Below are 13,167 nucleotides of genomic sequence, written 5' to 3'. Positions count from 1 at the left end.
CTGCACCAACATCCACAAAACAAACCTTTCTAAGCCGGAGAATCGGATGGCTCGATCACCTCTGGTTGTTGAATGGCTGTTGGCTTACGGTGAGACTGCTCCAGCAGGGGCAGATTCCACTGATCCAGAATGTCTTGCACAATTACTTCTTGTAGCCATACCTTGGCGACGACCGCCAGCGGCAGGGCAAGAATCAGCCCAAACAGGCCAAACGCTGTCGCAAAGAAAATTTGAGCAACTAGGGTTAATGCAGGCAGTAGAGAAACCTGCTTGGCCATGATAGTTGGCGTGAGCCAATAGCTCTCGATTTGCTGAATCACGATGTAAAAGATAAAAACTGCGATCGCTTTCCAGGGTTCTTCCAGAAGTGCGATCGTAACCGGGAAAACAACGCTCAGCGTCGGGCCAATATTGGGAATAAAGTTCAGCAATCCCGCTAGTAATGCGTGAGCCAAGACTAGGGGAATGCCTAGAGCCCAAAGCCCCAAAGCGCTGAGGGCAAAAATAAACACCGAGCTCGTGAGGATGCCCGCGAGCCAGTTGCCGAGATCCACCTCACAAATCGACAAGATCTGATCGGCACGGCGACGATAGAAAGACGGAAAGAGCAGCAGGAAGGTATGACGATAAGCGGTTGGATTGATCAGCAGCATGACCGACAGTACCAGCACCAGCAGCAAACTGAGAACGACGCTGACTGAATCAGAGAAAAATGAATAGAAGTTGCGGACGACGCCCTGCACAGAGGGCACTAACCGGGGAAACAAGCTTGGCAAATCCGGCAGATTGGGTGCCCAGTCCGGTAGCTGGTTACGAAAACCACTCAAAAAGCTGAGGATTTGGGCAAAGCCAGAAGGCAGCAGTTCAATCAGGCGCTCAAACTGGCTCACGAAGGGCGGCACAATAATGATGAAAAAGAGAATCATCACCAGCGCCGCGCCAGCTAGTGTCAGCGGAATGGCCTGGTTGCGCTGCAGCCCCAAACGACGCACCTGACGCACCAGACTGTTGAGCGCCGTCGCGATCACGACTGCTGTAAACACCAGCAGCAGCAGTTGACGAATTTGCCACAGCACAAAAATCGCCACAACTAACACTAAAAAGCCAAGCCAATCTCCCAGTTTCACGGCACTTGACCTGAGTTACATATAGGGCAGCAGGGCTTCCAGATTGAGATGCGCCTCAACTGAGTCAGCCAAAGAATCGAGCATGGCTTCCCGCTGCTCTCGATAGTTTGCAATTCCGGTTGGTAGCGATCGCAATCCGCGCTGCTGGCGCAATCGGTTCAACCAGGCGCGTCGCCAAGGGCCGTTATCGAAAATACCGTGCAGATAGGTACCCCAAATCGACATCGTGTCATCCACCACGCCTAAGCTGGGGTCATCAAACAGAGTTTCAAATGCGATGGCATGGGGGTCATCTGGTTCAGGACGCGTGAGCTGAGTCCGTCCCTGGTGGATTTCATAACCCGCAATCGGCAAACCATCTTGGGGATATTTGGAGGTGACCTGTCGCTGACGGGCAATCTTATGACGGGTGATGACCGTCCGCATTGGCAACAGAGACAGTGCCTTAAACCGTCCTTCATGGCCCTCAATACCTTCGGGGTCAGCCAGAATGTTGCCCAGCATCTGAAAGCCACCACAGATACCCATGACGGTACCGCCTGCTGCTGCGTAGTTTTGAATCGCTTCGGCCATACCGCTGCGCTGGAGGGCAATTAAATCTGCGATCGCAGTTTTGGAACCGGGCAGCACCACCGCATCCGGATAGCCCAAGTTTTCCTGAAGTCCCACATAGCGCACCGTCACAGACGGTTCAGCCTCCAGTGGGTCAAAATCGGTGAAGTTGGAAATTCGGGGAAAGCGAATTACGGCAACTGTAATTTCACTATCTTGTTTCACACTACGGTTATTGAACAAGGAAAGCGAATCTTCTGCGGGCAGCGCTTCCTCCAGCCACGGTACGACGCCAATAACCGGAATACCCGTACGTTCCTCCAGCCAGTCAAGTCCCGGCTGCAAAAGAGACTGATGCCCCCGAAACTTGTTGATAATAATGCCTTTGATCAACTCCCGCTCATCGGGTTCCAGCAGCTCCAAGGTGCCAACAATATGGGCAAAGACACCGCCCCGTTCAATATCGGCCACTAACACCGTTGGTGCTTCTAAATGCTTGGCCACTCGCATGTTGGTCAAATCTCGATGCCTGAGATTTACCTCAGCCGGACTGCCTGCCCCTTCGCAGACCACCAGATCAAAATCATCGCCTAATCGCCGCAGGCTCTCTCGAATACTTTGCCAGCCCGCATCAAAATACTGCTCGTAGTAGTCCATTGCATTGGCGACTCCCACCGGGCGACCTTTCATGATAATTTGAGAGGTCATATTGCCTTGGGGCTTCAGCAGAATGGGATTCATTTCCACTTGCGGTGAAACCCCGGCTGCCCATGCTTGTACGGCCTGTGCATAGCCAATTTCTGCTCCAGTCGTTGTCACGTAGGCGTTAAGCGCCATATTTTGCCCTTTGAAGGGAGCCACACGCCACCCTTTGCGATGCAAAATACGGCAAAGAGCAGTAGTAATCAGTGATTTTCCTGCGTGGGAGGTCGTTCCCACTACCATGATGGCTTTCATGCAAATCTCCGAGGGCTGGACTGTGATTGAATCAACGTCATCTCCGAAATTCTAGCCAGACATTGGAAGATCAGGAAATTTTTACACAAACCGGGATGAGGTTGAGACAAAATCGTCGAAATCGCTTGAAATTGCTTAATGATTGCTTACACCGAATTTGCCAGTAAAAACCAATTTTGATTTCTTAAAAGGTTTGCACAGCATGTCTTTATAAGAAAGCATTTTGAGGTTTTAAGAGAAATTCTGTATTAATAACAATACACTAACCTCCTCTGTCCCCATCGATTTTGGTGCTGTGACTGTGATTACACCCAAAATGTGACATCAACGGAGCGATCGGGTAGCTGGCGCGGATCCTTACCTTGTGCGATCGCAGTGCGAATTGATTCCACAAACACATGAATCGTATCGGCAGGGGTGTTTGAGAAGCGCTGACCGTACTTGGCAATCGTCTCCTGCTGGATTTTCAGTGCTTTAATATCCTGTTTAATAATGCGCTGAGCCGTCCAGCGGACAAAGGGTTTTGCCCATCGGCTCCAGATGCCATAGTTAAACGTCACGTCAGTATAAACCAGCGTACTTGTTTCCGTTTCGGGGACTGACTGACTGGTAATAAATAGCCGCCGATGGGGGCCAAAGTCATACTCCACGCTGGTCACATTCGGCATGTGAAAGCTGTCGATATGGCGAATTTCCTGGGCCTTGGTATTCAAAAAGCGGCTAAACCAGCCCAAATTCGTGGTTTCATTACGGTATTCTGCTGTAACGCAACCGTTGCTGCGCGTTACGGTCATATCCAATTTCTGCTGCCGCTGCTGGCGGAAAATGCCGGGATGCACCGACACCGTATGGGGAATATCAATAAAGTTCTCGACGCAGTTGGTGACAGAATTCTCAAACCGATTAATCACCCGTACGGTTTGCCAACCCGGTTCCCGCTCTTTCAAACCTTTTTTAGGATGGGCATCTTGATAATGCGGCATCCGAAACGGCTGAAACTCTTCTAGCGGCGTTTGCAACCGCACATAAATGTAGCCGTCCTGCTCGCGGACAGAATACCATTGCGCACAGCGCGATTTCAGCGGCTTAAACTGGTCTCCTTCTGCCGGAACCGCAACGACGCGGCCCCGTTTGTCGTATATCCAGCCGTGATAGGGACAGTGCAACTGGCCCTGTTTGACGGTGCCGCCCGACAACCGACTATTGCGATGCATACAGCGATCGCGCAGTGCCACCGGCAGACCATCAGCTCCCCGAAAGATAGCCAACCACTCGCCCAGCACCATGCGGCTCAACACCTGATTCGGCTTAAGCTGTTCCGTTTGAGCTACAACGTACCAAAAATCGGCAAAATCAACCGTAGTTGGTTGAGGAACTTCTTCAGAGATAAACGGCGGCTCGCTGGTTTGGTTGGCTGAATCTGTTTGAGCTACTGGAGCTGTTTGATCGGCTGACCCGGAATCCGATGCGTCGAGCTGCGCGGGTTCAATCCGAACAGACTCAGATTCGGAGGATAGCACAGGCGAATCAACGGATGGATGCGTCATGCGTCTAATCGCTCAATTTCGAGATGGTCAATGAGATCAATTTGACAGGCCAATCTGGCATTGGGAATATCCGGCGCGAGTACGTCTAACATTTCCTGCTCGTCCGCATCCGGTGGTGGAATTTGGCCATCGACAGTCACCAAGCAGGTGCCGCAAATTCCCGTCCGACAGCCAAAGAGCACCGGAGAGTTCTGTGCGGTCAACACGTCCGCCAACGGCTGATGTGCGGAGAGCGCGATCGCAGAAAAGTCGGTATTAGGAAAGCAAACGGTACAGCGAGAATTAGACACAACGGTAGAGCAAGATAAGGCAGGATACTTAGGCAATCATTTCAGTAATTAACAACCTAACGCCGTTATAGCGCAACGTCCGGCTTAACCGAGGCATTGATGTGCCGCACCCAATAATGACCCATCTTCCCCTTGTTCCTCACACTCCTGCTCCGCCACCTTAGTTACGCAAACGTTACGCCGACTCCACCAATCACAAATTTGTGCGGAATCAAACTGAAAAGGTTCACGTGCTGCACTGTAATTTCTAGCAATTCAGGTTAGAATCCTGCCCATACAAAATTCTCCTGTCCCCATCGCCTCAATCAACGACCATGCCAGTTATTCCTGCCCAACCCTACGATTACGATCTGCCACCTCACGGCGGTATTGCACTGCTGATTATTGATATGCAGCGTGATTTTCTCGAACCAGGGGGATTTGGTGAGTCCTTGGGCAACGACGTTAGTCAACTACAAAGCATTGTGCCCAACATTAAGCAGCTCCAGCAGTTTTTTCGCGATCGCAACTGGCCCATTTTTCAAACGGTTGAAGGGCATCAAGCGGATCTGTCGGACTGTCCACCCTCTAAGCGGCTGCGGGGACAGGCTGCGCTGAAGATTGGCGATCCTGGCCCGATGGGACGCATTTTGGTCTTGGGTGAACCGGGCAACACAATTATTCCTGAATTAGCTCCTTTACCCGACGAAGCCGTAATTGCCAAACCGGGAAAAGGCGCGTTCTACAACACCAACTTGGCCGAACTGCTCCAGCAGCAGGCCATTACGCATCTATTGATTACTGGCGTCACCACCGAAGTCTGCGTCCAAACCACCATGCGCGAAGCTAACGATCGCGGCTACGAATGTTTGCTAATCGAAGATGCCACCGCCAGCTACTTCCCCGAATTCAAGCAGTCAACCCTCGAAATGGTGCGGGCACAGGGCGGCATTGTCGGCTGGACAGCGACGACAGAAAATGCGATCGCAAGTTTACAGCAATACGCCAATCTCGCTCAACTATCAGCTTAGTAGCTTCGGCCTAGTTCAAAAGTGCTGTATTTCCGCTGTTCCACTTGGCTTCTGACCTGGGATGGAGGGAATCTGCGCTGATCTTGCCTGCAATAGAAAAAGTAATGGAATACCAATTCCATACGCAGATTCGCAAGAGGTACGACAACTATGGGTGGACATGCAAGCCGCGACGGAAATTCTGTAAAGCCCAACACGAATGCAGAAGAGAGTTTAGACACGGCTGCTGATCTGGGCGTTAATCCAGATGAGATTGTGCCTCCAAAAGGAGAAGATGAGGTGCGATCGCGCCGCGCCCCCGAAAACAAAAAAGCGACCAAGGAAGCGTCTAAGCAATAGCGCTTACTCAATCTGACTAATTTCCAAAAGTGCTGTGGGGCAGTGCAGGCTCAGCCTGCACTGCCCCACAGCACTTTTGGTTGTTGTAACTGCAATCCTGGGTATTTTTTGCTAGATCAGAGAAGATAGAAATGTTACAACATACAAGGTTTCGTACAAGGTTTAATAGCCTCCTTCAAAGGAGATTTTGATATGGCAAATACCAGTAACTTCCGCGAAGCAATTCGCAAAAATTAAGGACAGGCCATTATTGGGCCAAACGTGATTGCTAAAGCGCTGCCGTTTGTGGGTGGCGGATTAGTCCTGACCGCCGCTGGTGTCTACGGTGGCCTCGGCGTCATGGAAAACTATCCTTAGTACTTCATGCCGACCTTCATCGGCGCAATGGTACTGGAACTCGTTCTCTTTTTCGTGGCCCGTGGCATTGCCGAAAAAGGAGAGAACTCTACTGCTTTACCCCTGCTCGCCACCTATGGTTTGCTATCGGGCTATACCCTGAGCGGCCTCATCTATCTGGCGTTGGCTACTCCAGGTGTTGGCGTAATGGGAATCGGCTTTGCGGCCTTAGGCTGTGGCGTAACGTTCATCGCCGCTCAATCAGTCGGTTCCAATCTGTCTGAAGAAGACGGATTTGCGCTGACCAAGACAATTGGTATCGGCGTCGTTGCTCTATTCGTCGTCTTAATTGCGCAACTCCTCTTCGCTGTCTTTGGAGTCTTTACACCATCTTGGCTGGAGATTAGCATCTCTGCCCTCGGCACCATCTTGTTTATGGGCGTTGCGGTGGTTGATTTCTTCATCCTGCCGCGCACCTATAAAGACGAGCAGTACCTGCCCGCCGCACTCTCGATGTATCTCACCTACATCAACCTGTTTATCTTTATTCTTCGTTTATTGATTGCGATCAATGGGCGTGACTAGTGTTTTACGCTACAATTTGATTAACAATTAATAAGCTTACTTCCTCCCCAGGTCAGATTTTGACCTGGGGTTTTGCTTTTTAAAGGAACAAGCCTACGAAGGAAAGCCTAAAGCGCCTTGAGGCTAGCGACTCCAGCAATGCCCAAAAATGCCATTCCGCCAACAAAGCCAATTAGGTGACAAAACGGGCCGAATCCCAAATCAGCCGTCATCAGCCAGCAGAATGCGCCAGTGCCAATCAGAAGAATCAAGATTGAAGCTAGAAATTTCATTGTTATGGGAAATTGATCAATAGTTTTGTAAAACGTAAACCTACGTTCTTTCCCCTACCATATCTGGATTGTGTTGATGGATACAAGCTTTGACTTGTTCTATAACGGCCAAGCTGTGTTGCCTACCAACAAACGGTTTCAGCCGCATCTCTCTTCAGAGATAAAGCACTGCGGTAAGAGTGTAACAGGGTGCGATCGCACTTCATAATCACACCTCACATATCACATATCACACCTTCATCCCGCTTTCTGTTTTGTACTCAATCTCGCATCCTGTAGCGAAACCCAGAGGGATTATTTGACTTAAATCAGCTGATCTCTGGGAACCCGTAGATGAGAATCTTCTCATGTAGGCTTCACCTGCTCTTTAAAGACAGATCATATATTGAGTTCACGCATCATATTTTCAGCACTACGGCTCATTTGAAGGGCTGTAGTTTTACTGACAGCAAAACTACAGCCCTTAAATGTGAATTGAATGTGAATTTGGTTGATGTTCTAAAGGATGGGGAACACTAGTTGAGATCTCGGAGTCACGCCTACAAGATTCCGGATTCAAGTCCGGAGTTATGAAGGAGTTTAGTGTGTTTCGGCACACCGATACGAGTAAATTTTTATATTCGTGTATTTCTCAAGTCGGTTCTCAGGTGATGCTGAGATTGTGGTGTTTTCGTGGAGTAGTAATTTCCATATGCAATTTCAATTTGGCTCGACTGGTTCTTTCGTGGCCCTGCTAACCCTGGGGATTTTGAGTGGTGGTTTAGCTGTACAACCCGCTGCTGCTCAAATCTCGTCTGATAGTGATCCAATGACGGTCGTCCCTAGTCTGGATGAACTATCAACGCCCATCGCAGACGATAGTTCACCAATGGCTCAGGTAACGTCTGTTTCCCAGTTGGCTGACGTGCAGCCTACCGATTGGGCCTTTCAAGCTCTGCAATCCTTGGTTGAGCGCTACGGCTGTATTGCGGGTTATCCAGACGGTACATTTCGTGGCGACCGCGCGCTCACTCGCTATGAATTCGCAGCAGGCGTTAATGCTTGTCTAGACCGGATTCTGGAAATTGTTGGTTTTGGTGGCGTTTCTGAAGAAGATCTCGAAACTATCCGTGCCCTACAGGATCAATTTGCTGCAGAACTCGCTACGATTCGCGGTCGGGTTGATTCCCTCGAATCTCGCACAGCTGAACTGGAAGCCAACCAGTTTTCGACCACGACGAAACTCTTCGGTCAAGTCGTTGTCGGTGTCCAGGGCCGTACCGAAAACGATTACGACGTGTTCCTCAATCGCTTCACGGACAGCACGGAAATCAACGTCATCAGTAATGCTCAATTGAGCTTATACACCCAGTTTGGCCCTCGTAGCTTACTGTTGACAGGTTTACAAGCGGGTGACGGTAGCTTTACAGGCAATACGCCTGAAACAGGTTCCGGTATTGCTAACTTTGTTGCTCTGGGATATCAAGGCGACAACAACAATGATTTTGAACTCAGCGACTTGAATTTCCGTCAGTTGGTTGGCGATGACTTTACCTTCATTGTTGGCCCCCGAGGTGTCAGTGCAGTTAACGTCTTCCGAGGTGCAAACCGAGTTGAAAGCGCGGGCTTTGGTCCCTTATCACGTTTTGCTCAGCGTAATCCAATCATTGGTATTGGAGCGGGCCAAGGCGGACTTGGTTTTGACTGGCAAATTAGCAATGGCATCAGTTTGCAGGGCGTTTATTCCACTAGCGATCCGAGCAGTAACGAAAACGGCTTATTCGGTGGTGAGAATGGTGTGACCAATTTAGGCGCACAACTGATTGTCACTCCGTTTGATGATTTGGATATCGGTCTACAGTACGTCAACTCCTACTCTCCCTTTGGCCGCCTGTTTACAGGGGTTGGTGATGATCTCGTTGCGGTTCAAAACTTCGCCACGGGTCGGGCACCGATTCAAACCAATGCCTTCGGTGCGTCAATTGACTGGCGCGTTACTCCAGGCTTGACGGCTGGGGGTTGGGCTGGCTTTACGACCTCGGATCTGCTGGGATTAGATGGAACCGTTGAAACCTTCAACTGGATGACCTATCTAAACTTCCCCGATCTGTTTGCAGAGGGCAATTTGGGTGGTCTCTACTTTGGTCAACCGCCACGGATTACCGACAGCGATTTGCCTGCTGGCCGCAACGTTCCTTCTCTATTCAACGAAGGTAATTTAGCTGCGATCGCAGGTGGACAACCGGATACGAGTTATCACCTAGAAGCGTTTTATCGATTCCGAGTTTCCGACAATATTGTTGTCACCCCTGGTGTAATTACGGTTTTCAATCCCAATCACAATAACAACAATGACACTGTTGTGATCGGTGCAGTTCGTACCACGTTCACCTTCTAAAAAAAATCTGAGAACCGGGGAACTTTCTCACCTGAAATGCTTCTAATGACCTGAGGTTCGCCTAACTGCTCTTGAATAAGACGCAATTGAGCGAACCTCAGATGTCGAAAGGGTGATATTTAATACTTGACAATGCTAATGATTAGCGCAGCAAGTACTCGCCGACTAGCAAATTTTGTCTGTAGGGTTATCTCTGATTGCTTTGGACATAAATTGACCCAAACGATCTGTCACAAGAATCAGAACAGAAAGCGCAAGTATTAACAGCAAATTAGACCACTGTTTGGCTTACTCTGGTGCGGTTCGCACAACACCCTTTTGATAGCTAGCCTGTTCATTCACTAAGGAAAAGAAACTATGACTCGTCACACGTCATTTCGTTTTGCAGCTCTGGGTTTGCTGGCTGGAACGATTGCGATCGCACCAGCGGCCAAAGCGCAAATCACAGTCACAGGTGGTGAAGCCAGCGGCCAAGCTGCATTCTTTACCCCAGACACCGATCCAGAAGAAAACCTGCGCCTGTTCGACATCAACGTTCAGCAGTTGCTCATCGAAAGCGAGAACGGCACAACCTCAACTTCCATCTTTACGCCATCCGCAGCTAGTTTCACCGACGCTAACGCCAACGGCGTTCCCGATGCAAATGACACAGGCGTACTGCAAGGAACCCTATCCGGTGTAGCCTTCACCGAATCAGGTACACCGATTCCGTTCACTGGCGCACCCACATCCTTAGACTTTACCCTGACTAGCTTTGACGCCAACATCGGCACCATTGGCGGTTCTCTAATTGCCGCTGATGATCCGGGTGATGCCCCTCTCATCTTCTTGCCAGGCGCTAGCGATGTAAACGTGATCACCGAAGGGTTTTCCAGCTCTAATGGCGATTTAGATATTGGCGAGTTCGAAGCAGGCTTAGACGATGGCAAAATTGGCTTGCCTAATACGTTAAGCTTCATGGATAGCGGCTCAACACCGATTCCTACACCCGCTCCTACCACGGGTATTACTGGACGGTTCCAATTTGACTTCAAAGGTGAAAATGTAACCGCTGGTGAAGGAACTGATTTCGATTTCGCTGATGATGAAATCCGTTTTGTCGGCGAAGCCAATGACGAGTTTCGGATTCGCACAGCGGGTGAAACTCGTGGCCAAGATCTCAAGCTAGACATTCGGGCTGAAGTTGGCGCGATTGACATCACTCTTGGTGGCCCATTCGATCAGTTGCGCGTCGATGGCGGCAGTATTGATCCAGATCAACCAATTGACAAGTACGAGATTGATGGCGACGCTGAAGGAATTTTTGCCTTCTACAACTCCAGTACTTACGGCTTCGCCAGCACCGGCGAAAACAATACTCGCTTTAAGTTTGAACAAGGTGACAATGAGCTGCGGGGCCGCACCGATCGCGATGAGGGTATTGTTCAGTTCTTTGCTGCGACTGGAGTTGCCGATTTAGACGACAGCTTTGATTTTGATAACGTTGATGTTGATGATGTTGATGTGAGCGAAGGCTCTGGTTCCACCTGTAACGCCTGCGGTAGTTCCATCGATTTTGATGTTGACGATGATGGCGATATTGACGATGATGACGAATTTGTTTTCGTGCCTGCCTCGTTCACAAGAACCGTTGAACGGTCTTCTAGAGTCGCATTCATCTCCACGACTCCTATCTCCGTCAATTTGTTTTCGCCTTACACCGTTAACGTTAGTAATACCGCTTCTTATCAATATCAGTTTCTGACCGTTTATCGGTTTGATGATATCGATTTTGGCGATGACTTCGATGATGACGACTTTGGTTCTGGTACTGTTCGCACAATCCGAGTACAGCAGGTCAGAATCAGCGGCACGACCTACTACTGCATCTTCCCACGTACAGGTACTGCAACGCTCATCACTGCTTACAAGCAGGTCGGCCCAACCTCTCGTATCTTCCCTGGTCTAGCTGGTCTAGAGGAAGTCAGTGAAGAAGAATTAGAAGGCGTTGTTCTCGTTGGTCTCCAAGAGATTGACGACGATGTTGAATACGACGATGACGATGACAATGACTTAGATGATACGGATGACTCTGACGATGATTTGGATGATGACGATTCCGATGATACGGATGATTCCGATGACGATTCTGATGACTTCGATGATACGGATGATTCCGATGACGATTCCGGTGATGACGATTCCGATGACTCCGATGATACGGATGATTCCGATGACGATTCCGATGATGACGATTCTGATGATGACTTAGATGATACGGATGACTCTGACGATGATTTAGATGATGATACTGACGACAGTAGCGATGACAGCTCTACTGACACCGATGATGGCACTACAGATAACACTGATGGTGGTGCTGTAGAGGGTTTGGGCGAAATCGGCAGCTAATTTCAGCTAAAGCCAAGGCTCTAGCATTATTGCTGAAGCGCCCAAGCAGCGTTTGATTCAGCTCATAATCTGAAAAGCAAGAAGGGAGACAAAATTGTCTCCCTTCTTTTTTGTAGTTAATGCGTTTTTATCTATCTGTAACGCGGCCTTCTGTCAGACCACTGTAATAAGGTATAGAACATAACAAATTACGGATAGTATTCATAGCTACTATCCAGAGGTATAAATTGAGGAATAGCAGCAACAGATATGAAACGCAGACAGTTTATAAGCAGCGCGGCCATCGGCACAACGACAACCGTTGCTCTAGCCGCATGTGGGCAGCAAACGAATAGCACTGGCCCAACCGTCCAAACCGATGAAACCCAGTCGGTGCAGTGGCGGATGGCATCTAGCTACACCCCTAGCTTGGATACGGTGTATGGCGGCAGCGAAGTCTTTGTGGAGCGCGTTAAAGAACTCACAAACGGTCGATTTGAAATGATTTTGTCTGCAGCTGGCGAAATCGTACCCGGTTTAGAAGTGCTCGATGCAGTCCAGCAGGGTACGGTGCAGGCCGGACATACCAACTCCTACTACTATCGCGGCAAGAACGAGGCATTGGCCTTTGACACCGCCGTTCCCTTTGGCTTGAACTATCGTCAGCAAACGGCCTGGATGTATGAAGGGGGTGGATTAGACCTCGTTCATGAACTGCTGTCTGATTTCAATATCATCAGCTTTCCGGGTGGCAACACGGGGACGCAGATGGGGGGCTGGTGGAAGCGAGAAATCAATACGGCCAGCGATCTTGAAGGACTTAACATGCGAATTCCGGGCTTGGGCGGCTCGGTGCTAGAACGGCTCGGTGTGAATGTGCAAAATTTAGCAGGAGGCGAAATTTTCCAGGCGCTTCAGCTTGGCACCATTGACGCAGCGGAATGGGTTGGGCCTTACGATGATGAAAAATTGGGGTTACAAAAGGCCGCTAGCATCTATTACTATCCCGGTTGGTGGGAACCCGCTTCTCAGTATTCGTTCTACTTTAATCTCGATGCCTGGAATCAACTGCCGACCAACTATCAGCAAGCCCTAAAAACGGCAGCGGCAGAAACGCATACCAACATCATGGCTCGCTATGATGCCCGCAATCCGGGAGCACTAGCTAAGCTCTTAACGGAAGGCGTTGAACTCAAACGTTTCCCAGATGAAGTGATGGTAACCGCCCGTGACGCTGCTTTTGAGCTGTATGACGAACTCGCTGCTGAAAATGAAAGCTATCGCAAAATCTACGAGGCTTGGAAGCAGTTCCAGGCAGATTCTAACCAGTGGTTCTCAGCTTCTGAGCTTGGTTTTATCTCATTCTCAGCTTCAGCGTAGCTGCAATTTTCTATTTCACATCAAC

At 49.6% G+C, this 13,167-nt stretch carries 11 protein-coding genes; 6 read left to right on the top strand and 5 right to left on the bottom strand.

What is annotated here, in order from left to right:
• Positions 1-29 precede the first annotated feature (29 nt).
• The 4 genes from AC286M_RS09235 to AC286M_RS09220 all read right to left on the bottom strand — a co-directional run bounded on the left by AC286M_RS09235 (position 30) and on the right by AC286M_RS09220 (position 4,473).
• The gene (locus tag AC286M_RS09235) at positions 30-1,127 is read right to left on the bottom strand and encodes an AI-2E family transporter (protein WP_488204098.1); all 1,098 of its coding nucleotides are present in this window, start codon (positions 1,125-1,127) and stop codon (positions 30-32) included.
• 15 nt (positions 1,128-1,142) lie between these two features.
• Positions 1,143-2,636 carry a cobyric acid synthase CobQ gene (gene cobQ, locus AC286M_RS09230; RefSeq protein ID WP_488204097.1) on the bottom strand — a complete coding sequence of 498 codons (1,494 nt, stop codon included), beginning with the start codon at positions 2,634-2,636 and terminating at the stop codon, positions 1,143-1,145.
• Positions 2,637-2,941: 305 nt separating this feature from the next.
• On the bottom strand, positions 2,942-4,183 hold the full coding sequence (locus tag AC286M_RS09225) for an aromatic ring-hydroxylating dioxygenase subunit alpha (RefSeq protein WP_488204096.1): 1,242 nt from the start codon (positions 4,181-4,183) through the stop codon (positions 2,942-2,944).
• Entirely contained in the window at positions 4,180-4,473 is a 294-nt protein-coding gene (locus AC286M_RS09220; RefSeq protein WP_488204095.1) for a 2Fe-2S iron-sulfur cluster-binding protein, read from the bottom strand. Before AC286M_RS09220 ends, AC286M_RS09225 begins: the two co-directional genes overlap by 4 nt.
• Before the next feature lie 314 nt (positions 4,474-4,787).
• On the opposite strand from AC286M_RS09220, the gene AC286M_RS09215 reads away from it, so the two are divergent.
• The 3 genes from AC286M_RS09215 to AC286M_RS09205 all read left to right on the top strand — a co-directional run bounded on the left by AC286M_RS09215 (position 4,788) and on the right by AC286M_RS09205 (position 6,743).
• Complete coding sequence (locus AC286M_RS09215; protein WP_488204094.1) at positions 4,788-5,483, top strand: cysteine hydrolase family protein; 696 nt, start codon at positions 4,788-4,790, stop codon at positions 5,481-5,483.
• Positions 5,484-5,633: 150 nt separating this feature from the next.
• Entirely contained in the window at positions 5,634-5,822 is a 189-nt protein-coding gene (locus AC286M_RS09210; protein WP_488204093.1) for a hypothetical protein, read from the top strand.
• 363 nt (positions 5,823-6,185) lie between these two features.
• Complete coding sequence (locus AC286M_RS09205) at positions 6,186-6,743, top strand: Bax inhibitor-1/YccA family protein (RefSeq protein WP_488204092.1); 558 nt, start codon at positions 6,186-6,188, stop codon at positions 6,741-6,743.
• 107 nt (positions 6,744-6,850) lie between these two features.
• Here the strand turns inward: AC286M_RS09205 and AC286M_RS09200 are convergent, their stop codons facing one another.
• Positions 6,851-6,994 carry a hypothetical protein gene (locus tag AC286M_RS09200; RefSeq protein ID WP_488204091.1) on the bottom strand — a complete coding sequence of 48 codons (144 nt, stop codon included), beginning with the start codon at positions 6,992-6,994 and terminating at the stop codon, positions 6,851-6,853.
• Positions 6,995-7,706: 712 nt separating this feature from the next.
• On the opposite strand from AC286M_RS09200, the gene AC286M_RS09195 reads away from it, so the two are divergent.
• From AC286M_RS09195 to AC286M_RS09185, 3 genes are all read left to right on the top strand, one after another.
• Positions 7,707-9,392 carry an iron uptake porin gene (locus tag AC286M_RS09195; RefSeq protein WP_488204090.1) on the top strand — a complete coding sequence of 562 codons (1,686 nt, stop codon included), beginning with the start codon at positions 7,707-7,709 and terminating at the stop codon, positions 9,390-9,392.
• 357 nt (positions 9,393-9,749) lie between these two features.
• Positions 9,750-11,783, top strand: a complete 2,034-nt coding sequence (locus tag AC286M_RS09190; protein WP_488204089.1) for a hypothetical protein — start codon at positions 9,750-9,752, stop codon at positions 11,781-11,783.
• Positions 11,784-12,032: 249 nt separating this feature from the next.
• Positions 12,033-13,142 carry a TRAP transporter substrate-binding protein gene (locus tag AC286M_RS09185; protein WP_488204088.1) on the top strand — a complete coding sequence of 370 codons (1,110 nt, stop codon included), beginning with the start codon at positions 12,033-12,035 and terminating at the stop codon, positions 13,140-13,142.
• Positions 13,143-13,167 lie beyond the last annotated feature (25 nt).

The organism is Thainema salinarum CENA647 (assembly GCF_057732415.1).
This window is presented reverse-complemented; position numbering and strand designations above follow the sequence as displayed.